28 protein-coding genes are annotated in these 24,702 nt (G+C 65.8%); 11 read left to right on the top strand and 17 right to left on the bottom strand.

The genetic code is table 11. The features are described 5' to 3' along the window. Positions 1-18 precede the first annotated feature (18 nt). From ABIA65_RS30385 to ABIA65_RS30375, 3 genes are read left to right on the top strand one after another with little or no spacing between them, the layout of a single operon-like run. Positions 19-1,314 carry a cytochrome P450 gene (locus tag ABIA65_RS30385; protein WP_354525882.1) on the top strand — a complete coding sequence of 432 codons (1,296 nt, stop codon included), beginning with the start codon at positions 19-21 and terminating at the stop codon, positions 1,312-1,314. After that, positions 1,311-1,499, top strand: a complete 189-nt coding sequence (locus tag ABIA65_RS30380) for a ferredoxin (protein ID WP_241404209.1) — start codon at positions 1,311-1,313, stop codon at positions 1,497-1,499. The genes ABIA65_RS30385 and ABIA65_RS30380 overlap by 4 nt, the downstream gene beginning before the upstream one ends. Before the next feature lie 34 nt (positions 1,500-1,533). Continuing rightward, positions 1,534-1,818, top strand: a complete 285-nt coding sequence (locus ABIA65_RS30375; protein ID WP_241404210.1) for a DUF1330 domain-containing protein — start codon at positions 1,534-1,536, stop codon at positions 1,816-1,818. 72 nt (positions 1,819-1,890) lie between these two features. Here ABIA65_RS30375 and ABIA65_RS30370 read toward each other — a convergent pair whose 3' ends face one another. The 9 genes from ABIA65_RS30370 to ABIA65_RS30330 form a co-directional block, all read right to left on the bottom strand. Further along, the gene (locus tag ABIA65_RS30370; protein ID WP_354525881.1) at positions 1,891-2,670 is read right to left on the bottom strand and encodes an alpha/beta fold hydrolase; all 780 of its coding nucleotides are present in this window, start codon (positions 2,668-2,670) and stop codon (positions 1,891-1,893) included. 10 nt (positions 2,671-2,680) lie between these two features. Continuing rightward, complete coding sequence (locus ABIA65_RS30365) at positions 2,681-2,881, bottom strand: ferredoxin (RefSeq protein ID WP_241404212.1); 201 nt, start codon at positions 2,879-2,881, stop codon at positions 2,681-2,683. Between the two features lie 34 nt (positions 2,882-2,915). Beyond that, on the bottom strand, positions 2,916-4,118 hold the full coding sequence (locus ABIA65_RS30360) for a cytochrome P450 (RefSeq protein WP_354525880.1): 1,203 nt from the start codon (positions 4,116-4,118) through the stop codon (positions 2,916-2,918). Between the two features lie 123 nt (positions 4,119-4,241). Then, positions 4,242-5,033, bottom strand: coding sequence for an NAD(P)-dependent oxidoreductase (locus ABIA65_RS30355; protein WP_354525879.1), 792 nt, complete (start codon positions 5,031-5,033; stop codon positions 4,242-4,244). Further along, positions 5,033-5,851, bottom strand: coding sequence for an NAD(P)-dependent oxidoreductase (locus tag ABIA65_RS30350; protein ID WP_241405563.1), 819 nt, complete (start codon positions 5,849-5,851; stop codon positions 5,033-5,035). The genes ABIA65_RS30355 and ABIA65_RS30350 overlap by 1 nt, the downstream gene beginning before the upstream one ends. Next, positions 5,851-6,756: an alpha/beta hydrolase gene (locus tag ABIA65_RS30345; protein ID WP_354525878.1), complete on the bottom strand. Its 906-nt coding sequence runs from the start codon at positions 6,754-6,756 to the stop codon at positions 5,851-5,853. The genes ABIA65_RS30350 and ABIA65_RS30345 overlap by 1 nt, the downstream gene beginning before the upstream one ends. 100 nt (positions 6,757-6,856) lie before the next feature. Then, on the bottom strand, positions 6,857-8,509 hold the full coding sequence (locus ABIA65_RS30340; protein ID WP_354525877.1) for a thiolase C-terminal domain-containing protein: 1,653 nt from the start codon (positions 8,507-8,509) through the stop codon (positions 6,857-6,859). A gap of 1 nt (position 8,510) precedes the next feature. Beyond that, positions 8,511-8,798 carry a ferredoxin gene (locus tag ABIA65_RS30335; RefSeq protein WP_354525876.1) on the bottom strand — a complete coding sequence of 96 codons (288 nt, stop codon included), beginning with the start codon at positions 8,796-8,798 and terminating at the stop codon, positions 8,511-8,513. Further along, positions 8,795-10,093: an NADH-ubiquinone oxidoreductase-F iron-sulfur binding region domain-containing protein gene (locus ABIA65_RS30330; RefSeq protein WP_354525875.1), complete on the bottom strand. Its 1,299-nt coding sequence runs from the start codon at positions 10,091-10,093 to the stop codon at positions 8,795-8,797. Before ABIA65_RS30330 ends, ABIA65_RS30335 begins: the two co-directional genes overlap by 4 nt. Before the next feature lie 68 nt (positions 10,094-10,161). Between ABIA65_RS30330 and ABIA65_RS30325 the strand changes: the two genes are divergently transcribed. Continuing rightward, positions 10,162-10,653, top strand: a complete 492-nt coding sequence (locus tag ABIA65_RS30325; RefSeq protein WP_241404219.1) for a hypothetical protein — start codon at positions 10,162-10,164, stop codon at positions 10,651-10,653. 11 nt (positions 10,654-10,664) lie between these two features. Here ABIA65_RS30325 and ABIA65_RS30320 read toward each other — a convergent pair whose 3' ends face one another. The 4 genes from ABIA65_RS30320 to ABIA65_RS30305 are packed head-to-tail and all read right to left on the bottom strand — an operon-like array spanning position 10,665 to position 14,248. Next, positions 10,665-11,537 (bottom strand): alpha/beta fold hydrolase, encoded by an 873-nt coding sequence (locus ABIA65_RS30320; RefSeq protein WP_241404220.1) that lies wholly within the window; start codon positions 11,535-11,537, stop codon positions 10,665-10,667. Positions 11,538-11,570: 33 nt separating this feature from the next. After that, positions 11,571-11,960 carry a Rieske (2Fe-2S) protein gene (locus tag ABIA65_RS30315; protein ID WP_241404221.1) on the bottom strand — a complete coding sequence of 130 codons (390 nt, stop codon included), beginning with the start codon at positions 11,958-11,960 and terminating at the stop codon, positions 11,571-11,573. Between the two features lie 3 nt (positions 11,961-11,963). Beyond that, positions 11,964-13,106 (bottom strand): amidohydrolase family protein, encoded by a 1,143-nt coding sequence (locus ABIA65_RS30310; protein WP_354525874.1) that lies wholly within the window; start codon positions 13,104-13,106, stop codon positions 11,964-11,966. A gap of 20 nt (positions 13,107-13,126) precedes the next feature. Beyond that, positions 13,127-14,248: an amidohydrolase family protein gene (locus ABIA65_RS30305; protein WP_354525873.1), complete on the bottom strand. Its 1,122-nt coding sequence runs from the start codon at positions 14,246-14,248 to the stop codon at positions 13,127-13,129. 284 nt (positions 14,249-14,532) lie between these two features. On the opposite strand from ABIA65_RS30305, the gene ABIA65_RS30300 reads away from it, so the two are divergent. Together ABIA65_RS30300 and ABIA65_RS30295 are read left to right on the top strand one after the other, a co-directional pair. Then, positions 14,533-15,531: an acyl-CoA dehydrogenase family protein gene (locus ABIA65_RS30300; RefSeq protein ID WP_354525872.1), complete on the top strand. Its 999-nt coding sequence runs from the start codon at positions 14,533-14,535 to the stop codon at positions 15,529-15,531. After that, positions 15,515-16,690 carry an acyl-CoA dehydrogenase family protein gene (locus ABIA65_RS30295; RefSeq protein ID WP_354525871.1) on the top strand — a complete coding sequence of 392 codons (1,176 nt, stop codon included), beginning with the start codon at positions 15,515-15,517 and terminating at the stop codon, positions 16,688-16,690. Before ABIA65_RS30300 ends, ABIA65_RS30295 begins: the two co-directional genes overlap by 17 nt. 66 nt (positions 16,691-16,756) lie before the next feature. On the opposite strand, the gene ABIA65_RS30290 is transcribed toward ABIA65_RS30295, so the two are convergent. From ABIA65_RS30290 to ABIA65_RS30275, 4 genes are read right to left on the bottom strand one after another with little or no spacing between them, the layout of a single operon-like run. Next, positions 16,757-18,121: a cytochrome P450 gene (locus ABIA65_RS30290; RefSeq protein ID WP_354525870.1), complete on the bottom strand. Its 1,365-nt coding sequence runs from the start codon at positions 18,119-18,121 to the stop codon at positions 16,757-16,759. A gap of 51 nt (positions 18,122-18,172) precedes the next feature. Next, on the bottom strand, positions 18,173-18,364 hold the full coding sequence (locus tag ABIA65_RS30285) for a ferredoxin (protein ID WP_354525869.1): 192 nt from the start codon (positions 18,362-18,364) through the stop codon (positions 18,173-18,175). Positions 18,365-18,415: 51 nt separating this feature from the next. Further along, the gene (locus ABIA65_RS30280; protein WP_354525868.1) at positions 18,416-19,276 is read right to left on the bottom strand and encodes a mycofactocin-coupled SDR family oxidoreductase; all 861 of its coding nucleotides are present in this window, start codon (positions 19,274-19,276) and stop codon (positions 18,416-18,418) included. Between the two features lie 50 nt (positions 19,277-19,326). Beyond that, positions 19,327-20,028: an SDR family NAD(P)-dependent oxidoreductase gene (locus ABIA65_RS30275; protein ID WP_241404228.1), complete on the bottom strand. Its 702-nt coding sequence runs from the start codon at positions 20,026-20,028 to the stop codon at positions 19,327-19,329. A 268-nt stretch (positions 20,029-20,296) separates the two neighbouring features. On the opposite strand from ABIA65_RS30275, the gene ABIA65_RS30270 reads away from it, so the two are divergent. The 5 genes from ABIA65_RS30270 to ABIA65_RS30250 form a co-directional block, all read left to right on the top strand. Continuing rightward, positions 20,297-21,799: an aldehyde dehydrogenase family protein gene (locus tag ABIA65_RS30270; protein ID WP_354525867.1), complete on the top strand. Its 1,503-nt coding sequence runs from the start codon at positions 20,297-20,299 to the stop codon at positions 21,797-21,799. Beyond that, positions 21,799-23,007: a CaiB/BaiF CoA transferase family protein gene (locus ABIA65_RS30265; RefSeq protein WP_354525866.1), complete on the top strand. Its 1,209-nt coding sequence runs from the start codon at positions 21,799-21,801 to the stop codon at positions 23,005-23,007. The genes ABIA65_RS30270 and ABIA65_RS30265 overlap by 1 nt, the downstream gene beginning before the upstream one ends. Before the next feature lie 16 nt (positions 23,008-23,023). Next, positions 23,024-23,416 (top strand): thiolase C-terminal domain-containing protein, encoded by a 393-nt coding sequence (locus ABIA65_RS33545; RefSeq protein ID WP_502919638.1) that lies wholly within the window; start codon positions 23,024-23,026, stop codon positions 23,414-23,416. Continuing rightward, positions 23,406-24,215, top strand: coding sequence for an MlaE family ABC transporter permease (locus ABIA65_RS30255; RefSeq protein WP_354525865.1), 810 nt, complete (start codon positions 23,406-23,408; stop codon positions 24,213-24,215). The genes ABIA65_RS33545 and ABIA65_RS30255 overlap by 11 nt, the downstream gene beginning before the upstream one ends. A gap of 14 nt (positions 24,216-24,229) precedes the next feature. Beyond that, positions 24,230-24,702 (top strand): MlaE family ABC transporter permease (locus ABIA65_RS30250; protein WP_354526016.1); only part of this gene is annotated, 473 nt, incomplete at its 3' end.

Here is a 24,702-nt window from a genome sequence, read left to right as displayed (position 1 = left end):
TGAGGAACGGAGCGTTGCATGACGATCGACCCCGCCGGTATCGACTGGTTCAGGGACCCGCGGCTCGTCGACGACCCGTACCCGTTCTTCAATGCGCTGCGCGACAAGTGCCCGGTCGAGCGCGAGGACCACTACGGCGTGACCATGGTGACCGGCTGGGAGGAGGCGGTCGCGGTCTACAACGACGAGGAGACCTTCTCGTCGTGCACCTCGGTGACGGGTCCCTTCCCCGGGTTCCCGGTGCCGTTGGAGGGCCGTGACGACGTCGCCGAGCTGATCGAGAAGCACCGCGACGAGCTGCCGTTCAGCGACCAGCTGCCCACACTGGATCCGCCCGTCCACACCAACCATCGCTCCCTGATGATGCGGCTCATCACCCCCAAGCGCCTCAAGGAGAACGAGGACGCGATGTGGCAACTGGCCGACGGGGTGCTCGACGAGTTCCTGGCGCCCGGCCGGGGTGAGTTCATCAAGGGTTTCGCGAGCCCGTTCACACTGCTGGTCATCGCCGACCTACTGGGCATTCCACCGGAGGACCGCAACGCCTTCGTCGACGGCATCTCCCAGCACTCGGGTGGCGGTGTCGGCAGCACCAGCAAGGAGTCGCTGTCGCACAGCCCGCTGGAGTTCCTGTACGGCCAGTTCGAGGCGTACGTCGAGGACCGTCGGGTCAATCCCCGCGAGGACGTGCTGACAGGGCTGGCCACAGCGCTGTTCCCCGACGGCACCACGCCCAGCGCCGGCGACGTCGCACGTGTTGCTACCAATGTCTTCTCGGCGGGTCAGGAGACCACGGTCCGGCTGCTCGGCACAGCGCTCAAGGTGCTCGGCGACCGGCCTGACATCCAGAGGAGGGTCCGCGAGGACCGCAGCCTGCTGCCCAACTTCATCGAGGAGGCGCTGCGCCACGAGAGCCCCGTCAAGGGTGACTTCAGACTGTCGCGCACCCCGGTCACCGTCGGCGATCACGAATTGAAGTCAGGCACAACGGTAATGGTGGTCAACGGCGCAGCCAACCGTGATCCGCGCCGTTTCGAAGAGCCTGACGAGTTTGACCCGGCGCGCAAGAACGCCCGCCAGCACCTTGCCTTCGGGCGCGGTATCCACAGCTGCCCGGGGGCTCCGTTGGCCCGCGCCGAGACGCGCGTCGGCCTTGAGCGACTGCTCGACCGCACCACCGACATCAGGATCTCGGAGGAGAAGCACGGGCCGGCGGGCCACCGCGAGTACCACTACATCCCGACGTTCATCCTGCGTGGGCTGACCGAACTGCATCTCGAATTCGACGTGCGCGAGCCGAGCGGGGCCTCGTGAGGGTCGCCGTCGATGAAGACCGCTGCGCGGGCCACGGCATGTGCCTGACGCTGTGCCCCGAGGTGTTCGAGCTGTCCGACGACGGGTGGGCTGTTGCCGACCCGGAGGAAGTACCCGCCGAACTCGAGGGCGCGGCCCGCGAGGCCATCGACAACTGCCCCGAGCACGCCATCCACGAGATCTGATCCAACCCGCTTCACCGACAAGGAGATTCGTACTGTGGCAAAGGGCTATGTGATCATCACCGAGCACATCAACGACCCGGCGGGTATGGCTGACTACGGAAAGCTGGCGATGAAGGCCATGGCCGGCGCCACCGTGCTGTCGGTGGACACCAAGCCGACGGTGATCGAGGGCGACTGGCATGGTCACCAGACCGTGGTGCTGGAGTTCGAATCGGTCGACGCGGCCAAGGACTGGTACTACTCCGACGCGTACCAGGAGGCGGTGAAGGTGCGCCAGGGCGCCGCCGACTGCAACGGAGTCATCGTCTCGGGCTTCTGAGTTTTCGCGAGCAGACACAAAGCTGCCCCTTTTCACGCGAAAAGGGGCAGCTTTGCGTCTGCTCGCGGCGAATTAGTGGGGGATCAGTGGGCCCACGGGTGTGGTGGTCGTGGCGTGCACGAGGAGATCGGCGAGTTCGCGCGGGCGGCTGAGGAACGGCGAGTGCGAGGCGTCGATGCTGATCTGATTGACGCCGAGTCGCCGGGTCACGGTGTCGGCCAGCCACCGTGGCATCGACCGATCCTGCTCGCACACGATGAAACTGCGCGGCAGGTTGGCCTCCCAGAAGCGAGCCACCGACACCGGTGTCGCGGTGGTGTCACCGAACCGCTCCGGGCCGAGCCGGTCGAACGCCCAGCGCGCGGTGTCCTCATCGCAGTCGTGATAGAAGTACTTCCAGGCACCGTCGAAGTCCGCGAACGTCATAGCGCCGTCGTCGTCGAACTTCAAGTAGCTCAACATCTCTCCGACGTCACCGTCGAACTCGTCACCCAACTCGTCGTCGGAGTCACGCATCGCCATCGCCTCCGGGTAGGTGCGGCCCTCACGGGGGAGTGCGGCGGCCAGATAGACGATGTGGCTTACCAGGTCCGGGCGCGCGTCGGCGGCGAGCGTCGCGTCGAATCCGCCGCCCGAGTGGCCGACCAGCACATTGAGGGTCTGTCCGTCGGCTGCCATCGCGCCGACGATCGCGTCGCGTCGATTGGTCAGCGTCGACTCCTGGTCGATCAGGGCGCCATGGCCGGGCAGGTCGACGGCGACCGCGCTGTGCCCCAACCTCGCCAGCTCGGAGATGGTGCGCTCCCAACACCACGCGGCGTGAAAACCACCGTGCACGAGGACGAATCGCACCGGAGCGGATCTACTCGTCGCTGATGGCGATGGCCTGCCGCGGGCACTGGCGCACGGCTTCCCTGACCTGCGCCTCGTTGTCCGGGGTCACTTCGTCGGTCAGCACGTGCAGGTAATCGTCCTCGTCCAGGTCGAACACCTCGGGGATGATGCCCATGCACACGGCATTGCTCTCGCATAGGCCGAAGTCGACCACGATCTTCTGAGTCACGATCACCTCACGACCTTCTCTTCGCGCAAGCGGCTCATCGGCTGACCCTCACCGGCACGTGGTGATAGCCCGCGACGTTCTGCATGTTGACGCGCTGCAGGCCATCGAAGTCGACCTCGTAGCGAGGCATGAAGTCGAGCAACTTCTCGAGCGCGATGGCGGTCTCCATACGGGCGAGTGCGGCACCGAGGCAGCTGTGAATGCCGTAGCCGAGCCCGAGATTCTGCGCCTCGGCGCGGTCGCGGTCGATGTCGAAGGTCTCGCCATCGGTGAAGGCACGCGGATCGCGGTTGGCCGAGGCTCCCATCAGGAAGACCGGCTTGTTCGCCGGGATCACACCGCTGGGCACCTCGACTTCCCTCACGCTGTAGCGAACGTTGTACTGCACCGGGCCGACGTAGCGAAGCAGTTCCTCGACCGCGGCCGGGATCTTGCTGCGGTCGTCGAGCAGCTTCTGCCACTGGTCGGGGTGCTGGGCGAACTCCACCACCGCGCTGCCGACGAGCTTGGTGACGGTCTCCGCACCGGCACCGCCGAGAAGCGTGGTGAAGCCCGTGATCTCGATGTCGTCGAGCTTGCGCAGGTTGCCCTCGTCGTCGGGGATCTCCGCGGCGATCAGCCGGCTGATCATGTCGTCCTGCGGGTTCTTACGCCGCTCCTGGACCAGGCCGTAGTAGTACATGCCGGAGTCGATGTTGGCCTGCATGTTGTCTTCATCGAGATCGATCTGGCCCGGTTTGCGGTGCAGGCTGGTGTCGATCCAGTGCCGAACCTGCTGGCGGAAGTCCTCGGGAACCCCTGCCATGCGGGTGATGACCTCGACCGGGAACGGTCCCGAGAAGTCCTGCACCACATCGAAGTTGTTCGGATCCACCTTGCCGAGATAGTGGTCGATGAGCTCGACCACGGTCTCGCGCTGCGACTGGATGGCGCGCGGTGTGAACGCCTTGTTGAGCAGGCTGCGCATGTGCCGGTGGTCGGGCGGATCCATGAAGATGATCGACTTCTGCGGTACCTCACCCGAGCGCACCATGCCCAGATCGCAGCCGCGGGCCGACGAGAACGACTCGTGGTCCTTGAACGCCGCCGCCACGTCCTCGTGCCGGGTCAGGGCGTAGAAGTCCTCTTCCTCGTCGTAGTACAGCGGTGCCTCATCGCGCATCCGCGTGTACACCTCGTACGGGTTCTCGAAGTACTCCGGCGAGACCGGGCTGAACACGACTTTGGGCTTGGTCACTGTGTCCTCCTCGGCACTGAGCTCAATGCCGGATACGTTACGGAAGGCTGGTTAATTGTAACGCTTACAGTATGCGGCATCGCAGGGAGATTTTCAGCGGATTCATGAAGTGAGCCGCGCGCGTCACGACGTGGCCCCAGCGTTCACCAGTGCATCGAGGACACCGAGGTCACCGCCCAGTTCTGCGACGGTCTTGCGCACGACGGCCACGTCCTTACCGATGAACTCGCCGACCGCCGAGATGAACGCATCTGCCGAGCCGGCCGAGGCGATCATGCCCAGCACCCGGCTCGAGGAGCTGCCGTGGGTCAGGGCCCCGAGCAGTGCGCCCTCGTCGATGCCGAACTGGGTGCCGAGTCGCACGCCCTCGGCTACCAGTCCGATCTGAGCGGCGAACATGGTGTTGTTGATCAGCTTGACCAACTGGCCTGCGCCGACGGCGCCCGCATGCACGATGGGATCGCCGTACGCACCGACCACGGGCTGTATCCGGGCCACCGCGGCGTCGTCGCCCCCGACGAAGAGGGTGACGTGGCCTGCGGCGATGTCGTGCGGACCCCCACTCACCGGTGCGTCGATGACATCGACATGGGTGAAGCGCTCGGCGATCGCCTGTGCGGTGCGCGGGCTTCCCGTGGTGTGGAGAATCAAAGCTGAGCCCGGGCGCATCCCGGCCACCAGATCACCCTCGAGGCAGATCTGTTTCACCTCGTCGTCGGTGAATACGCACAGCACAATCGCGTCGGCATCGGGTGCTGTGGCGGCCAGGTCGGGGACCGGTCGTGCGCCGAGTTCGGCGACGGCCTGCCGCTTGCCCTCGGTGCGACCGACGGCGTCGACGTCGTGTCCGGCGTCGACCAGGCGGCGCACCATCGGAGCGCCCATCCGGCCCGCGCCGACGAATCCGATGCGCATCAGCGTGAGTGGTCCATCGTCGCCAACGCCGTGTCCGCGACATTGAAAACCGTGCCCTCGGGCGCCGACGCCGTCGCGGCGAGGCTCGCTGCGTGGCGGACGTCCTTCTGCAGTAGCGCACCGGCGATGGGGGCCAATCCCTCCACACTGCCGCCGAACATCGTGATGCTGCTGATCGCCTTGCTGGTGGCGGACCCGCGATTGAGCACCTCGCACAGCCGTTCCCGAGCGATGCCAAGCGCGTCGCCGAGTTCCAGGGTGCTCAAGGCGCTGCCCAGATTCGCGGTGAACTGAAGATTGTTCAGGATCTTGGCCACCTGGCCGGCGCCAAGAGCGCCGAGGTGCACGACCGCGTCGGAGTAGGTGGCGAACACCGGTCGGACCCTCTCGACATCAGCCTCCTCGCCGCCGACCATGACCATCAGCGTGCCCTCCACCACGGCCGGACCGCCACCGCTGACCGGTGCGTCGATCACCGAGACACCCTGGGCCGCTGCCACTTCTGCAAGCTCGCGACACGTGTCGGGGTGCACCGTGCTGTGGATCGCGATGATCCCGCCGGGCTTCATCCCGGCCAGCACACCTTGGTCACCCAGGATGACCTGGCGCACGTCGTCATCGCCGACCACGCACAGGCAGACGAGGTCGCTGGCCGCACCGAGCTCGGCGGGGGTCGCCGCCACCTTCGCCGCGGTGTCGGCGTAGGGCTCGACCGACGCCGACCGGCGTGCCCACAACGTGAGGTCATAGCCGCCCTCGACGATCCGGCGCGCCATTGGCCCGCCCTGACTGCCCAAACCGATGAATCCGACCCGCATCACGCCTCCACCTCTAACTTCGCTGAATGGTCCGCTGGTGCGCTGTCCCTCGCGGCAGCCACGCAGTCGGAGATGAACGACAACACTCGCTGGTGGTACTCGCCTGCCGTCAGGCCAACGCTGAGATTGTGTCCGCTGTCTGCCATCTCGTTGGCGGCGATGCGCGGGGCGGCGGTGAACAGCGCGGTGATGTCGTCGATCGCCTGGGGTGTGGACTCCCAGACGCTCTCGTGATCGGCGATGCTGAACTCGACCGGAACACTCACGCGCGCAGCTAGTTCGGCGAAGTCGCGTTTCGCCCAGTTCGCGGTGACGTCGCTTTCGTAGGCCACACCCGGTGCGGAGAGCGCGCCGGTCAGCACCTCGGGCGGATACAGGTCGGTCGGTTGCCAGAGCAGATCACGCAGACCGGCCGGTCGTGACGTGAGGGTGGCTTCCTTGATCACGGCGTGTGCGTCGGGGCTGTAGCGCAATCCGGTGCCCGCGAGTTCCAGGCCGATCACGTCGGAGGCACGGTCGGCGACCGCCATCCGCAGGGCGAGTTCGCAGCCCGCCGAGTGGGCGACCAGGAACACACCCGCGCCGCGTCCGGCATCGGCGATGATCTTGTCGACGGCGCCGTAGGCGAGTGACACGCGGCGGTCGGGGTCGGCCATCTCGTCGGAGTAGAGCGCGGACGCGCCGTAGCCGGGCCGGTCCAGCGCGATCGCCGTGTAGCCCTGCGCTGCGGCCAAGCGCAGCAATGACAATCGCGGATTGCCCGGGCAGTCGAAGTACGCCGCCGACGTCGCGCCGCCGTGGATGGCGACGATCACGGCCCGCGGATCCTGTACCTCGGCGACGAGCCCGGACATCGGTACGCCGTCGACCATGACGACGCGGGGACGTGGCGCGGCTTCTGTCATCTTGCTCCTCGCGTCCGCACCGTCATCTTGCTCCTCGCGTCCGCACCGTCATTTTGCTCCTCGCGTCCGCACCGTCATTTTGCTCCTCGCGTGCGCACTCTCACGAATCGATCCGCATCAGCATGACGCCGCTGGGCGTCAGACCGCCGCTGCTGGTGACCGCGATCTTGGCGTCTTTGACCTGACGATCGCCCGCCTCACCGCGAAGCTGGGTGACGGCCTCGTGGATCAGGCCCATCCCGTGCGTCCGGCCGTGCGACAGCTGACCGCCGTGGGTGTTGAGCGGGATCACGCCGTCACGCGCGATGTTCTTGCCGCCGTCGAGGAAGTCCTTGGCCTCGCCGATACCGCAGAAGCCCAGGGCCTCCAGCCAGGACAGGCAATTGAACGAGAACCCGTCATACAGCTCGGCGACGTCGACGTCGCTTGGCCGTAGCGACGTTCGGGACCACATGTGCGCGGCCTGGCCGAGCACCTGCGGCTCATGGGTCAGGGTGGACTGATCCCAGTCGGTGCGCTCGAGGATCTGCGTGCCAACGGCCTCGAACAGCACCGGGGTCTTGGGCATGTCACGCGCGACGTCGACAGCCGACACGATGACGGCGACGGCGCCGTCGCAGGGCACGTCGCAGTCGTAGAGCCCGAAGGGTGTCGTGATCAGGCGCGCCGAGAGGTAGTCGTCCATCGTCATGGGATCGCGGTAGATCGCCGTCGGGTTCAGTGCGGCGTTGGTGCGCTGATTGATCGCGATCCAGCCGAGTGTTTCTCGCGTCGTGCCGTACCGGTCGAAATGACGTTGAGCGTTGAGCGCCAAGGTGTGTGACGCCGACGACGCGCCGAAGGGCATCTGCCAACTGGAGGTTCGTGCTCCGCCGGGCGGCGACATCTTGCCCTGCTTCAACATCTCGCCGAATGTCGACTCCCACAGCGTGCGGAAGCACAGCACGTGGCGTGCCATACCAGTGGCCACGGCCATCATGGCCGCGATCACCGATCCACCGGGACCGAAGGTGTCCATACCGCCGTTGATCCACGTCGGCCGCAAGCCGAGGGCGCCCTCGAGTGCGCTCACGCCGCCCTCGCCCATGCCGGCCATGTCCAGCCCGGGGTAGGTCGACAGGCCGTCGATATCGTCGAACGTCAGGCCGGCGTCGGCGACAGCCGCCTCACACGCCTCAATGGTCAGCGACAGCGGAGGCACCATCAGACGGCGGCCGATGCGCGAGGCGCCGATTCCGGTGATCGCCGAGTGCTCCTCGAATCTCTTCTCCGACAACGCCGGGCGAACGTGCTTGGCGAAGTCCTGTGGTGCGATCTCGTCGACGGGCAGGGCCGCGGTCTCACCGTCGCTCGCTGGCCGGAACACCGGCAGCCAGACGTCGGCGATCTGCTGGAACACGACCTCGACTGTCTGGCCGATCTTGAGGTCCTCGGGATCGCACTCGATGATGTTGGTGGTCAAGCGCACCCGCGGATCCTCCGCGATACCGACCTGCGCTATGACGTACGGGGGAGGCAGGTCGGGAAACCCGAACCGGTGGTTCACCGTGAAAGCCGAGAGCGACGCCTTGCCGGATACCGCGCGGACACCCAGGTCACGGCTTCGGCAGTAGCGGCAGATCGGCGCGGGCGGATGGATGAGTGCCTGACAGCTCTGGCACTCCTGGATGCGCAGTTGGCCGTCGGAGCCCGATGTCCAGAAGAACTCGTTCTCCGCCGTGATCTGCGGTAGCGGGCGGCCGGGCAGGTCCATGTCAGTTACCCGTCTTCGCGGATGCCGTGGCGTGCACGGGGAGGTTGGTCGCACCGTTCGCGCCGTTCGTGGCGCCGGGGTTCTCGCTCATTTCGATGATCGCGTGGACGGGGCAGTCAAACAGCGCGCGCTGGACGGCATCGTGGTCGGCCTCGGGCACCGTGCCGTCGCCGATGAGCGACGCGTATCCCCAGTCGTCCAATGAGAAGTACTCGGGGGCGTGCTTTGCGCAGATGCCGAAGCCGTCGCACAGGGTGCGGTCCAGACGAATCCTCATGGGGCCACTCATGACTCCACCTCCACTTCATAGGGCCGCAGCGCGGTGTACGCACCGTTACGGCATGAGTCGCAGTCGCCGGTCACATGGCGGGCGACATCCTCGGAGAACTGCTTGAGCAGGGTCGCGGCCACGTTGGTGGCGGCGTCGAGGGTCGCGCACGCGCCTCGGCCCCGTAGCACCACCGACCACCGCTCCAGTCGGGCCAGGTCCTCGACGGTGGCGACGCCGTCGCGCAGGGCTGCGGCGACCGCGGACATCGCAGCAGTGCCGTTGAAGCAGGAACCGCACTGGTCGGCGTTCTCGCGGTCGAAGTACGCCAGCACCGCGGCCGCGACGGCAACGGGGCAGTCGTCGGTGAGGATCGCCACGGCGCCACAACCCAGCCCGCTGCCCAGCGCTCGCATCGTCTCGTGGTCGAGCGTGGCGCCCAGCACATCACGGTTGATGAAACCGGCGAAGTAGCCGCCCATCAGCACACCGGTCACGGCGTCGGCCGAAACACCGTGCAGGACCAGCAGATCGGCCACTGATGTCCCGTGCGGCAGCTCGTACAGTCCGGCGGCCCTGCCTGCGCCCGTCACGGTCGCCAGGAACGTGCCGGGGGAGGCCGATGTGCCCGTCAGGCGGTAGGCATCGCTTCCGTGCTTGAGGATGAACGGCAGATTGGCGAGCGTCTCCACGTTGCTCACCAGCGTGGGATGACCGCCGACGCCCTCCTGGAAGGGACGTGGCGGCTTGTCGGTGGGCTTGGCCGGTCCGCCGTTGACGGCGCGCACCGCGGCGGTCTCCTCGCCTGCGACGTAGCCGGGATCGACGGTGACGACGCTGACGGCGACACCGTCCGACGGCACGGCCGTTAACGCGGTGCGTACAGCGTGGGCGGCGTGCGGGTCCGACACGTAGACGAATGCGCTGTCGGCGTTGACGATGCGCGCCGCGAGTCGCACGCCGTCCAGTACCAGGTGCGGACGGTTTCGGAGCAGCCACCTGTCCTTGACTGATGCCGGCTCGCCCTCCTCGCCGTTGGCCAGCAAGACCGTGCGACGGCCCGCGCGGCCAGCGTCGCGCACCGTGCGCAGTTTGACCGCCATCGGGAATGCCGCACCGCCGCGACCCAATAGACCGCTGCGGTCGATCTCATCGAGCAGGGCATCGGGGTCGGTGAGGCTCTGATATCCGCCGGCCCGGACGTACTCGGGGTAGCCCTCGACACCGGATGTGGTGTCCAGGAGCAGCCGCGGTTGGAGTCCGGGCCACGACGCGACCTTGAGGTCGGTGGCAACCGGATTCTCGGCGGTAGTCATGGCTCCTCGCGCAAGCGCTCGTCGGTAGTCATTTCACGGCCTTCCTTCCCGCGGATAGGCTGGCGGGCATGAGAACTGCGGTGGTGCGTGTCGACGTCGACCCGTCTGCGCGGCTTGCGCCCGCCCAACTCACTGACGGCATGACGAGCCTCGCGAGGTTGGCCGCGGCGATCGGTGCCGAGGTAGTGCATGTCGACCTCGCGGCCATGCCACCCAGTCGCAGACAGGTCGAGGTACTGATCGTCGGAGACGACGCCGAGGCGCTGGAGCGCACGGCGGTCGAGTTGTGCACCACGGCATTCGGCGGATTCGGTGCGGAACCCGCTGCGGGAGTGCTGACCTACGTCAGCAGGGGCACCGATGACGACGCGCATGGCGTGCTCGCCGGACTGGGGCTTCGTGGCGATGTCGAGCGAACCGATGGGGGCCCTGACGGACCGGGGTGGGACACCGTGCGGGTGACCCTGCGCAAGGCGGACCTCGAACGCGTGCCGGAAAGCCGTGTCCACACCGCTTTGGAGGCGTCGCTCAATTGCGAGGTCCAGATCGTGACGGTGTAGCTGCACCGTCATCAATCCCTGAGGAAGTCGAGGATCGGCGGCGCCGCCTTGACCCAGGTGTCGAACAGGCAGAACTTCGTTCCGCCGCTGGCGGCGAACTTCTCGCCCGCCCGTTCCCAGGCGTCCTCCGGCCACGGTGGATCGATCAGCTTGGATCCCTTGATGAGACAGTTGACCTCGAGTGAGGTGCGCTTGGGGTGGTCCCAGTCGTTCTCGCCGCCCCGGATGATCAACGTCGGAACCTTGATCTCGTCGAACATATCGTCCGGCACGCCGGGGATGGTTTGACCGGGCTTGGGCACGAATGCGTTGAGCCAGCGCAACATCACCTTGAGGAACTCATCGGCATCAAGACCAAGCAGGCGCGCTTCGTTGTCGGGGTTCTCTTCGATGCGCTCCTTCCACTCCGCGACGTGCTGCAACCCCTTGATGCCCATCCCGCGGACCGCGAGGATGCTCGGCACGATGTAGTGCCCGCCGAGTACGAAGGACCCGTAGACCCCGCCGACGATGTTCCACACCACCAGCTTGGTGACGAGTTCGGGATAGAGCATCGTGGTGATCATCGAGTCCCTGGCGCCACCAGATCCGCCCGCGATGATGCACGGCCCGATGTCGAGCCTGGTGATCAGCTCCTTCAACGTCTCAGCGCGCATGTGGGATTCGCTCTGCCCGTAGAACTGCACGTCGGACTTGCCGCAGTTCGGCCGGTCCCACAGCAACACCCGGTAGCCACCCGCGACGAGCTTGCGCGCAAGGGGCTTCAGACCGGGAATGTCCTTGCTGAATCGACCGCCGGGGGTGAGGGCGATGAAATCACCCTCCTTGCCGAGGATCTCGTAGACGACATTCCCGCCGTTGATCTCGATCTTCTTGTCGGGCAACTTCTCTCCAACTCTCCTGGGCTCGAAGTCCGGTCAGGCCTGTACCAGGACGTCGTTGCCGACGACCCGGACGGGGTACGTGCGAATGCTCCATTCGGGCTTGACCGCGGTAGTCCCCGTTGCGAGCTCGAAACCCCATTGGTGCCAGGGGCAGAAGATGTACTCCATATCGCGCACCATCACCGCGTCACCGGGCACGCTCTCGTCGACGATGTTGCGGCCGCGCGCGCGTCCCGCGCACAGCGGTCCGCCCTCGTGTGGGCAGTAGTTCGCGATGGCGTAGAACGTACCGTTGACGTTGTACACGCCAACGCCATGTCTGCCGATTGGCACCAGTTTGTGTGTGCCAGGGGGTATTTCGTCGACGGTGGCGACGGCGTGCTCTCGCCCCTGCGCCAGCCGGGGCGTCTTGTCCTCAGCCATGCTCTAGAAGACCCGGACCTGACCCTCGAGCACCGGCACGGTGTCCGGCAGCTTGTAGGTCTCGATGCCGTTGCGGAACATGATGGCCTCGCGGGCGTGCTCGGGCAGGTGCTTGACCAACCAGCGTGGGTCGTCGAACGTCCAGTGCGGGTAGTCGCTGCTGTAGAGCAGGATCTTCTCGCACTCCATCCACTCGAAGGTGCGTGAGAGTTCGGTCTTGTCCTGCGGATAGTCCAGCGGCTGGGTGCTGAACTTGATGTGGTCCTTGACGTACTCGCTGGGCTTGCGCTTGATGTCCATCCAGGACTTGCGCTTCTCGTAGATGGCGTCCATCCGCCACATCAGCGGCAGGATCCAGGTGAACGCGTGCTCAATGAACACGATCCTCAGGGTGGGGTGGCGGTCGAACGTGCCGTCGAAGATCAGGCTCATCACCTGATTGGCCGCCAGCAGCGAGTAGGTGACCATGAAGTCGTGGTTGTAACTGGGCAGGCCCACCGGCGGGATCGGCAGCGTCTCGTACACGCCGCGTGACAGGTGGCAGCTCACCGGCATGTCGTACTTGGTGGCGGTTGCCCAGATCGGGTCGTAGCTCGGGTCACCCCACGACGGGCGTGGCTCGGCCTTGATCAGGATCTGCGACATGTAGGGGTGCTCGGCCCACTTCTCGATCTCGCTGATGGAGCTCTTCTGATCCTCGATGGCGATGCAGATGGAACCACGCCAGCGCTCGTGCCAGTTGTTGTGGCTGTCGAGCCAATTGTCGGCGAGCCAGGCGTTGGTGGCCGTGCAGTACGCGCCGGTGGCCTCGGCCAGCCTGCTCTCGCCGTGGGTGGGCTCAAGGATGGCGATATCGGAGCCGGCCTCCATGATCAGCTGCCGCAGTGCCATATCGGGGTCGCTGCACGCGAACTCCCCGTCCGGCGGGAAGCTGTCGACCCGCATGGCGTAGGAGTGCGCGTAATCCGGCGCGTCGTAATAGATCTGGTCACCGACGGCATGGTTGGTGAAGTACTTGCTGCGCCACGGCTCCGGGATGTACTCAATCAGCTGCCCTCGCTTGGGCATCGGGTGAACATCGGAGTCAACGCACCGAACGGCGATGCGCTCGGCGGCGGGCACTCGTGGATTGGCAGTCACGGACATGGTGGCCTCCTCGCTTCCCTCTACTGTGCCGCACGCGCGGACGGAATGACCGGGCTTGCCGGCATTTCAAGGCCGTACAGCTCAGCGGCATTGCGCCAGCAGAGCTTGTCGCGCTGCTCGGCTGAGTAGCTGCTCGGCACGACCAACTCGTTGCTGTCCCAGTGCGGGTAGCTGGAGCCGAACATCGTCATGTCCTCCTTGCCGGTGAAGCTGAACCACTCACCCGCGAAGTCGGTGTCGCCGGGACCGTCGAAGTAGCCCTGGACGAAGAAGACGTGGCCCGGCAGGTAGTCGCTGGGCATCTTCGGCGCCCACGGCGTCTGCTCCAGGTGCGGTCGGCCGAAGCAGTCCATCCGCCACATGAATGGCGTCAACATGTCCGCTGCGCCGTCGGCCCAGACGAACCTCAACTCCGGGAGACGCTCGAAGACGCCCTCGGCGATCATGTTCATCAGGTGGTACAGGTAGTTCAACGACATGAAGGACAGGTACTGCTCGTAGGTGCGGGTCTTACCCGACGGAGTCGGCGGGAAGGCGATGCCTGCGCCCACCTCGATGTGAACGGCGACAGGCAGATTCGCGGCTACCGCGGCCTCCCACAGCGGCCAGAACTGCGGCTTGCCGTACAGCTCACGCGACTGCAGCGGAATGCCGATCTGCACCACGCGTGGATGGTCCTTGTACTTCTCGATCTCGCGCAACGCACCGGCGACGTCGTCGGGGTTGACCCGGATGGTGCCACGGAACTTGTCGCCGAACTCGTCGTGCTCGAGCCAGCGCGTCACCATCATCTCGTTGTGCCCGGCTGCGATCGCGGTGCCGAGGTGGCGGTCCGGCATGATGCCGCGCGTCATCGGATGCAGGATGGCGATGTCCACGCCCCGCCTGCCGAACAGCTCCTCGCCGACGAGCCCGGGGTCCGAGCCGGGGTACTGCCGGTCCGGCCCCTTGCTGCCCTTGATGTACTCGCCGCCGGGCGCGCCGTACCAGTCCATCTCGTAATCGGGGAAGCCCCGGCTGGAGAAGGGCTCCCGCATGAACGTCTGCCGCAGGTCCTTGTTGGACTGGCAGAAGATGTGCACGCTCGCGTCGATCACGGGCGTCGTCGTGACGTTGCCCGCGCCGTCAATGAGTTCCCTCACCGAGATCTGCCCTCCGATGTCCTGATGGCCCGGCCAAACCTGCCGACGGGTCGTGCCAGGCGGCCACCGACGTCGGTCATATCCTCAGTGTAGATCGTTGTTCTTCATTAGCAAGAACAAGATTCTCCAGATGATCTCTCACGTCTTCGCTGGTAAGCGTGTCTGCTGGTCAGTTGCGCAGCGGGGCTGATGCGAAACAGCGTACGTGGAAACGGAGAACGCGTAACCACATGATGAGAATGTTATTCTCACTCTGACCACGCAAGTCATCGGGAGGCGGCTGCATGCTTTTGGAGTTCGATGCTGATCAGCGACTATGGCAGGAGACTGTCCGCGACGCCGTGGGCAAGCAGTGTCCGGCCACGTTGGTGCGCGATATCGCTGAGAACGGTGCGGATGCGACGCCGTTGTGGAAGACCTACGTCGATGCCGGCTGGACCGAGCTGACCGATCCCGAGAACGCCGTCGAGTTGGCGATCGTGCTCGAGGAACTCGGCCGCGCCACCGACCCGACGCCGTTTCTGGCCACGCTCACCCAGTACGCACCCCTGGTGGGGGACCGATTCGATCCGCAGTGCACGGGAAGTGCTGTGTACACCGGGATCAGCGCCCACCGAGATGCCGACGGCTGGCTGCTCAACGGCACCGACCGGTTCGTCCTCGACGGCGACCGGGCCGACCGCTTCGCCGTGGTGACCGATGCCGGTGTGTTCCTCGTCGAGGCCGGCGCGGTGAGCACCCACCGCGCCGATGTCTTCGACCCCGTACTGCACGTGTCCGAGGTGTCATTCCACGGCGCGCACGTCGCCGACAGTGATCGGCTCGAGGTCGACGTGGAGCGCGCCAGGCATATCGCGCTGATGGGCATGTCAATGACGATGGTCGGTGCGTGTCAACGCATCCTGGACATGGCTCTCGACCACGCCAAGAACCGCCACCAGTTCGGTGTGCCGATTGGCTCCTTCCAGGCCATTCAGCACAAGGCCGTCGACATGCACGTCGCGATCGAACGTGCTCGTGCCCTGTCCTACTTCGCGGCGCTGACCATCGCCGCTGACGACCCAAGGCGCCGCCTCGCGGCAGCGATGGCCAAGGCGTCCGCCGGCGAGTGCCAGGACCTGGTCTTCCGGCACGGACTGCAGACGTTCGGGGCGATGGGATTCACCTGGGAGAACGACCTGCAGTTCGCGCTGAAGCGCGCCAAGGCGGGGGAGCTGATGCTCGGTGGTGCCGCGGAGCACCGTGCATTGATCGCGGAGGAGTTCGATGCAGCTCACATTTGATGCCGAGGTCGAGGAGTTCCGCGCCGAGTTCGCCGCGTTTCTCGACGAGCACCTACCCTCGGCGGCCGACACCCTCGAGCGTCCGCGCTCGGTATCGCACATGCCGCAGTGGGCCCGCGACTGGCAGCGACTGCTGTTCGACAACGGTTGGCTCCTGCCCGCGCAACCGCCCGAGTTCGGTGGGCGCAATGCGTCGGTCCTGCAGCAGTACGTGCACCTCGAGGAGTTGTGCACCCGCCGGATCTATCACAGCTTCAACCCGCAGGGCGTCAATATCATTGCCGCATCACTGATCTCGTTCGGCAGTGATGAGCAGAAGCAGCGGTGGGCCGTGCCCGTCCTGCGTGGTGAGCGCACCGCGTCGCTGGGTATGAGTGAGCCCAGTGCGGGTTCTGACCTTGCGTCGCTGCGCACGCGCGCGGTCCGTGACGGCGACGAGTTCGTCGTCAACGGGCAGAAGGTGTGGACGTCGGGGGCGCACGATGCCGACTGGCTGCTGACCTTCGTGCGCACCGACCCCGATGCGCCCAAGCACAAGGGCATCAGTGTGCTGATCATCCCGACGGACCTTCCTGGCGTGGTGTGCCGTCCGTTCGCAGACATCTGCGGCGAGGAGAACAAGGACTTCAACGAGGTCTTCTTCGCCGACGTCCGCGTCCCCGCCGAGAACCTCGTCGGACCGCTCAACGGCGGTTGGAAGGTCGCCAACGGTTCACTGGGCCACGAGCGCACGATGATGTGGCTGGGATTCGCCGACCGGATCGCCAACTCGATCGCCGACTTCAAGCCGAGCAACGCGCTCGAGCGCGACGCGTTCGCCAGCACGATCATGGACTACCAGGCCCTGCGGCTGCTCGGCTCGGTGGGTCTGGCGCAGGCGGCGCGCGGGCAGGTCGACGTCGCTGCGGTGTCGATACCCAAACTGTTTGGCGCCGAGGCCGAGATGCGGGCGGCGGGCAACGCGCTCACTGGTGCCGGCCCACAGGGGCTGATCCATCCGTCCACGTCGGGCCCGTACGCGCACATGAACCTCGACCACTATTTCGCCAGCTGGTTCGAGCGGTACGCCCGCAGCTTCTCGGGGACCATCGCAGGCGGGACCTCGGAGATCCAGCGCAACATCATCGCGCAGCAGGTGCTCGGACTGCCCCGCTCCTAGCGATTTCGGCGCGTTTTGGAGCGCTCACCGCTCCAAACCGCGCCGAAATCGCAACGGGGACGGGGCTCAGTCGATGACGACGGTTTCCTTGTACTCGGTGATGGGCCGGGCCGGTAGCTGTTCATCGCAGATCCGCTGTAACTTCTCCAGCGTCTCGTCGAGACCGGGGCCGAGGCGCTTGCCGGGTGTGAACGTTGCGGGCAGATGCTTCATGCCCTGAATCACCCCGATGCTCTCGTAGTGCTCCGCGCCCTCGGGGTCACAGACATAGTCGGGCATCCGGTCGAGGACTGCGGTCAGCATGGACTTGAACACCGTGCGGGCCACATTGGAGCCCACGCAGCGGTGTACGCCGATGCCGAAGCTGAAGTGGCGGTTGCCCTTCCGGTCCATGACAACCTTGTTGGGGTCCTCGAAGACCGACGGGTCGCGGTTGGCCATCGCCCACGACAGCCACAGCCGCTCGCCCTCCTTGAAGCGGCGTCCGTCGACCTCGACATCGTCGGCGAAGGTGCGGCCGTCGCCGGGCGCGGGCGTGAAGAAGCGCAGGAACTCCTCGGTGGCGGGATGCAGAAGTGTCTCCCGCTCGCGGCTGAGACGCTCACGCTCGTGCGGGTTCTCCGACAGCCACTCCAGCGCGTGCGCCGTGAGCGCGGTCGTGGTGTCGAATCCGCCACCGATGATCAAGCCCAGGTTGCCCAGGATCTCCAGGTCCGGCGCCGGCTCGCCGTCAATGCGCAACTGCAACAACGCGTTCACCAGACCTGGCCGGGGATTCGCACGGATCTCCATCATCGCGTTGATCATGTCGATGCCCATTTGCCGATTCATCTCGGCGACGCGCGGGGCGTCCGGCGAGTGTTCCGGCGTGGACACCCCGGCGTGGGCCGGTTCGCTGTAGATCAGCCATTTGTTCAGCTGGATGCCCATCATCGCCAGGGTGAGCACCGCAGGCACGATGTTGGCCAGATCGTCGACGAAGTCGATGCGGCCGGTCTCGATCCTGTCGTCAATGGCCGCGCGGGTGATCTCGTCGACGAACGGCACCCACCGCTTGATCGCGGCGGGGGACAGGTACGGGTTGAGTGCGCCCCGGTAGGTGCTGTGCTCGGGCTCGTCCATCTCCAGGATCCCGCCACGGACCACCGTGGCGCGCTGCGCCTTCGGGATGGTGATGCCCTTGTAGCCGCGGCGTTCGCCGTGCAGGTCGTGATCGTTGGAGATCACCGGGCAACGGGCGAGTTCGAACACCTCATTGCTGCCCGCGGCGACCCAGTGGCCGTCGTAGACGTCGGTCCACGCCACCGGGCACTTGGCGTGCATCTCCTCGGTGATCTGCTGGAACTGCTCCCGGTACTCCGGTGTGTGCCGGTCGAAGTGGAAGCTGTCCTTCTTGCGATCGTCGTCGCATGCGACGTCGTCGATGCTCACGGCGGTGTCTCCTATTGTCTCTCTTGAAGAATCAGACGTCCCTCACGGGAGTCATTCGATGACGATGGCCTGTTCGGGGCAGGAGTGAGCCGCCTCGGCGACCAGGGCCTCCTGGTCTGCGGGTACCACCTCGTTGACCGGTGTCGCGTGGCCATCGACGTCATCGAGTTCGAACGAGTCGGGCGCGATCATCGAGCACAGGGTGTGGCCCTGGCAGCGCTGTCCGTCAACCGAGACCTTCACGAGCGGACCCCTTCTTGTAGTGACTTCCGTTGGGCGAGAAACCAGATGGGCTCAGTTGTGGTAGTCGTACCACTTCAGGTAGCCGCCCGCGTCGATGCGCAGCTGGGCTCCCGTGACGAACCTGGCCTCGTCGGAGGCCAGCCACAGCACCGCGTTGCTGATGTCCTCGGGCTCCACCCACGGCACCTTCATCGCCTGCTGCACGTAGAACACCGGCTCGGCGTCCTTGAGTTCGGGGGTCTCCAGGTCAGGGCGGAACGAGCGGTACATCGGGTCGCTCTTGAGCATGTTGGTGTTGCAGTTCGTCGGATGAACGACGTTGGCGCGGATACCGCGTGGCGCCAGCTCGGTGGCCAGGTCGTGGACGAAGGCCGACAGTGCGCGCTTGGAGTGGACGTAGGCCATGCCGCCGGGATCGTTGCCGGGGTTGTCCTTCTTGCTGGTGTCCATCAGCGCCGCCGTCGAACCCGTCGCGATGATCGACCCGCCCTCGGTGAGGTGGGGCAGGGCCACCTGGATGGCGTTGATGGTGCCGATCAGGTTGGTGTTGATGACGTCGATCCAGGCCTGCAGTGGCGGCTGGCCCTTCATCCCTGCGACACCCGCCTGGGCGACCACGATGTCGACCTTGCCGAACTCCTTGAGCCCGTTGTCGAGCGCCTCACGCAGCTGGCTCGCCTCACGGACGTCGGCCCGCGCGGTGAAGGCACGTCGCCCGGTCTTCTCGATGAACTTCGCCGTCTCCTCGAGATCCTCGAGAGTGGCCATCGGATAACCGATGGTGTCGATGTTCTCGCAGAGATCGACGGCGATGATGTCGGCGCCCTCCTCCGCCAGTCGAACCGCGTGGCTGCGGCCCTGTCCTCGAGCTGCGCCAGTGACGAATGCGACCTTGCCCTCAACACGTCCCACAGGTCTGTCCTTTCGAGAGTCTTTGCGTTGTCATAAGTCGTGGTGGTCGATCAGGTGTTGCGGCCGCCGTTGACGCCCAGGATCTGTCCGGTGATGTAGGACGCCTCCTCGGAGATGAGGAAGGCGCACGCGGCGGCGATGTCCTCGGGCCTGCCGATACGTCGCACCGGGGTGGCCTTGATGGTCTGCTCGATATCGCCGAGGAAGCCCTTGTCCGCGGCGGCGCGCAGCATCGGTGTGTCGATGAAGCCCGGAGGCACGGCGTTGACCGTGATGCCGTCGGGGCCGTACTCGAGGGCCAGCGTCTTGGTGAGGCCGTTGACCGCGGACTTGGCCGCCACATACGGAGCCATATAGGGAGCGCCCGAGTGCGTGCTCGACGACGAGATGTTGACGATGCGTCCCCAGCCCGCCTCGATCATGTCGGGCAGCACTGCCTGGATGCAGTGAAAGACGCCGTTGAGATTGACGTCGATCACGCGCTGCCAGCGCTCGAAGGACACGTCGTGGAACTTCTTGAAGCTGTCCAGGCCGGCGGCGTTGACGAGGATCGACACCGGGCCGAGCTGTGCGCGGATACCCGTCAGGGCCTCATCGATCGCGCCACGGTCGGTGACGTCGGCGACGAAGCTGAAATCGGCCTCTGACGGATTCAGATCAATGACCGCGACGTGGTGCCCATCGGACCGCAGCCGATTGGCGATCGCCTCACCAATGCCGGACCCGCCTCCGGTGACAACGGCGTTCTTCACTCACGGCCTCCGAGGGGCTGTCGCACAGGCATCAAGAATCGTCCTTTCGATTATGAGAACCGTACTCTCGCGGTGCGTTGTCCCGCAAGATCCGGGCCAGTCCTGGTGACGTCGCCTAACACCATGTCCGGCGGCGTCAACCAACCTGACTAGGTGGTCTAGCATTCCTTGCGTTCTCACTCTGCGAATGTAAGATTCGCCCCTGATGAGAATGAAATTTCCATCACAGTGACCACGCACCACCCAAATCACGAAGCCAGGAGGCTGGATGTCCCAGACGCCGACCATCTCCAGTGGCGCACAGGATCGCGCCGAGTCGGCGCCGGTGTCGCAGGCTGATCGACGGATGCTGATCGACGGGGAACTGGTCGAGGTGGCGGGGACCTTCGCCTCGGTGAATCCGGCGACCGAAGAGGTGCTGGGATACGCCCCCGAGGGCACGGTGGCCGACGCGGAGAGGGCGATCGCGGCAGCGCGGCGCGCCTTCGACACCGGCGACTGGGCCACCGACGTCGACCTTCGGATCCGTTGCCTCGATCAGTTCCATCGCGCGCTCGTCGAGCACCGCGACGAACTGGCCGATCTCACCATCGCCGAGGTCGGTGCCACGCCGGCACTGACCCAGGGCGCACAGCTCGATCAGCCGATCGCGATCGTGCGGTACTACGCCGATCTGCTGCGCGACTATCCGCTGACCGAGGACCTCGGCAACATCGAGAGCCGCGGCATGCAGCACCACCGCTGGGTGGAGAAGGAAGCCGCAGGTGTCGTCGCGGCGATCATCGCCTACAACTACCCCAACCAGTTGGCCCTGGCGAAGCTCGCACCCGCCCTGGCCGCGGGCTGCACCGTGGTTCTCAAGGGTGCACCCGACACCCCGCTCGTCACGCTGGCGCTCGGTGAGCTGATCGCCAACCACACCGACATCCCCGCGGGTGTCGTCAACGTGCTCAGCTCCTCGGACCCCGCGGTCGGCGCGGTGCTCACCACGAGCCCCGACGTCGACATGGTGACCTTCACCGGATCCACCCCGACAGGGCGCCGCATCATGGCGGCTGCCAGCGAGACACTCAAGAAGGTGTTTCTCGAACTCGGCGGCAAGTCCGCGGCGATTGTGCTCGACGATGCCGACTTCGGCACCGCCGCGGTGTTCTCGGCGTTCAGCATGGTCACCCACGCCGGTCAGGGCTGCGCGCTGACGTCGCGGCTGCTGGTGCCGCGCAAGCACCACGACGAGATCGTCGAACTCATCAAGACGAACTTCAGCCACGTGCGCTACGGCGACCCGACAGACCCCAAGACCTACATGGGTCCGCTGATCAGTGGACGGCAACGGGACAAGGTCGACGCGATGGTGCAGCGGGCTGTCGCGGCCGGCGCGACGCTCGTCACCGGCGGCGAGAAGAAGGGCCCGGGCTACTTCTACACGCCGACGCTGCTGACCAATGTCGCGCCCGACAGTGAGATCGCCCAGGAGGAGGTCTTCGGGCCGGTCCTGGCAGTGATCGCCTACGACGACGACGATGACGCCGTCCGGATTGCCAACAACTCGATCTACGGGCTGTCCGGCGCGGTGTTCGGCGGCCAGGAACGTGCTCTGGCGATCGCCCGCCGCATCCGCACCGGCACGTTCTCGATCAACGGCGGCAACTACTTCAGCCCCGACAGTCCGTTCGGCGGGTTCAAGCAATCCGGCATCGGCAGGGAGATGGGCTCGGCGGGCCTCGACGAGTTCCTCGAGTCCAAGACCTTTGCCACGGTGGTGTCCTGATGGCCGGGCCCCTGGATGGAATCCGTGTTCTCGAGGTCGCCATGTACGGGTTCGTCCCGTCCGCTGGCGCGGTGCTCGCCGAGTGGGGCGCCGAGGTCATCAAGGTCGAGCACGCCGTCACCGGTGACCCCCAGCGCGGGCTGCGCCAGACCGGCCCGCTGCGCGTGGAGGGCGACCCGAATCCCAACATCGAGCACGCCAACCGTGGCAAGCGCAGTATCGGGCTGGACGTCTCCAAGCCCGAGGGGCGTGAGGTCCTGCTGGAGCTCGCCAAGCGCGCCGACGTCTTCCTGACCAGCTTCCTGCCGGGGCACCGCACCAAGTTCGGCATCGACGTCGACGACATCCGCGCGGTCAACCCGACCATCGTCTACGCGCGCGGCAGCGCGCTCGGACCGCGCGGCGGCGAGTCCGAGAAGGGCGGCTACGACATGACCGCCTTCTGGTGCCGGGCGGGTACCGCAGCCACCATCACCCCACCCGGTGTCGAGGGCATGATCGGGCCTCCCGGACCGGCCTACGGCGACACCATCTCTGGCACCAATCTCGCGGGCGGAGTCGCCGCGGCGCTGCTCAAGCGCGAGCGCACGGGGGAGCCGTCGATCGTCGACGTGTCGCTGCTCGGCAGCGGTCTGTGGGCGATGGGCCACACCATCGCACTCACCTCACACCTGAACCAGTTGATGGTGCAGCCCCCGCCCGGGGTGCACGGTTCACCCATCAACCCGCTGGTGGGGGTCTACCGAACCAAGGATGACCGCTTCATCTCGCTGGTGATGATGCAGCCGACCAAGTTCTGGGCCGACGTCTGCCGCCACGTCGATCGCGAGGACCTGATCGACGACCCGCGGTTCGCAACGGCGCAGAGCATCGCCGAGCACACCGCCGAGGCCGTCGAGATCCTGCGCGAGGTGATCGCCACGCGGACCCTGCCGGAGTGGAGTGCGCGCTTCGCCACCCTCGCCGGCCCGTGGGCCCCCGTGCAGGACACGCTGCAGGCGGCCCAGGACGCACAGGTCCGAGCCAATGAATACATCGTTGCGGCAGGCGAACTCGAGTTGGTCGCCAACCCGGTGCAGTTCGATGTGGCCGCTCCGCAGGCCGGGCCGGCACCCGCGTTCGCCGAGCAGACCGACGAGATCCTCCTGGAACTCGACCTGGATTGGGACCGCATCATCGAACTCAAGACGGCTGGCGCCGTCACCTAGGCGGCGGATAACAACGATGCCGTTAATCGCAGCGATTGACCGCCCCCGCCTGCCGTGCTGGGCGACAGCTCAGCAGCCGATGGTGGGTGCCGCCGGGAGTGGCATCGGGCGCGTGTGGACAGCGCCGGATTCGGCTATGCGCCAACATAAGTCGGCCAATGCGTCGCGTCGCAACCGAGACCGTCAGTCTCGTAAGTCTTTACCGGTGAATTCCAGTGGTGGCTTTAACGCCAAACGGCACCCGCCGGGTGCCTTTGGTATGGGACAGTGCGTCGAGTTGTTCCAACAACTGCGGGATGCTGTCAATAAGGACGGTCGCGCGCGAATCGCGCTGGCGCACAACATTGACGGTCCGACGGATGCGTCGGCCGTGACGAGCTCGGAAGGACCCGGGACGTATGGCAGTTAAAGGGCCAGAGCGTTGGTCGCCGGGGATCTCATTGCCCAAGGGACTGGCGTCGCCGATGCAGGCGGTTGGTGGGTTGTTTGCGATGGGGGTGGATGCGTTCAGGTTCATCTTTGTGCGGCCGTTTCAGTGGCGGGAGTTTTTGGAGCAGTCGTGGTTTGTGGCGCGGGTGTCGTTGGCGCCGACGTTGTTGGTGGCGATTCCGTTCACGGTGTTGGTGAGTTTTGTGCTCAATATCTTGTTGCGGGAGTTGGGTGCGGCTGATCTGTCGGGTGCGGGGGCGGCGTTTGGTGCGGTGACTCAGGTGGGTCCGTTGGTGACGGTGTTGATCGTGGCTGGGGCCGGGGCCACGGCGATGTGTGCTGATCTGGGGTCGCGGACGATTCGTGAGGAGATCGACGCGATGGAGGTGTTGGGGATCAATCCGGTGCAGCGGTTGGTGACCCCGCGGATGTTGGCCTCGGGTCTGGTGGCGTTGTTGCTCAATTCGTTGGTGGTGATCATCGGGATTTTGGGTGGGTATTTCTTCTCGGTGTTCGTTCAGGATGTGAACCCGGGGGCGTTCGCGGCGGGGATCACGTTGTTGACCGGGGTGCCCGAGGTGATCATCTCGTGTGTGAAGGCGGCGTTGTTCGGGTTGTTCGCCGGGTTGATCGCCTGTTATCGGGGGTTGACGATCACCGGGGGTGGGGCCAAGGCGGTGGGTAATGCGGTCAACGAGACGGTGGTGTTCGCGTTCATGGCGTTGTTCGTGATCAACGTGGTGGTCACCGCGATCGGCATCCAGTTGACGGCCAAGTAGCGGGCGGGGACGCAATCGTGGCGCTTCGAGCGACGTATCCGCGTTTGACCCGGGCGGTGACACGTCCGGTTGGTGTGTTGTCGCGGATCGGGGATCAGACGCTGTTCTTTGGTCGGGCCATCGGTGGGACACCGCATGCCGCGGTGCACTTCCGCAAGGAGATTGTGCGGTTGATCGCTGAGATCTCCATGGGTGCTGGTGTGTTGGCGATGATCGGCGGCACGCTGGTGATTGTCGGGTTCTTGACGTTGGCCACTGGTGGCACGCTGGCGGTGCAGGGTTACTCCTCGCTGGGCAATATCGGTATCGAGGCGTTGACGGGGTTTTTGGCGGCGTTCATCAATGTGCGGATCTCGGCGCCGGTGGTGGCTGGGATCGGGTTGGCGGCGACTTTTGGTGCCGGGGTGACCGCGCAGTTGGGGGCGATGCGGATCAACGAGGAGATCGACGCGTTGGAGTCGATGGGGATCCGGCCGATCGAGTATCT

The organism is Mycolicibacterium sp. 624 (assembly GCF_040548615.1).
GTDB lineage: Bacteria > Actinomycetota > Actinomycetes > Mycobacteriales > Mycobacteriaceae > Mycobacterium.
Note: the sequence above shows the minus strand (reverse complement) of the source record. Positions and strands in the feature narration are given on the sequence as shown.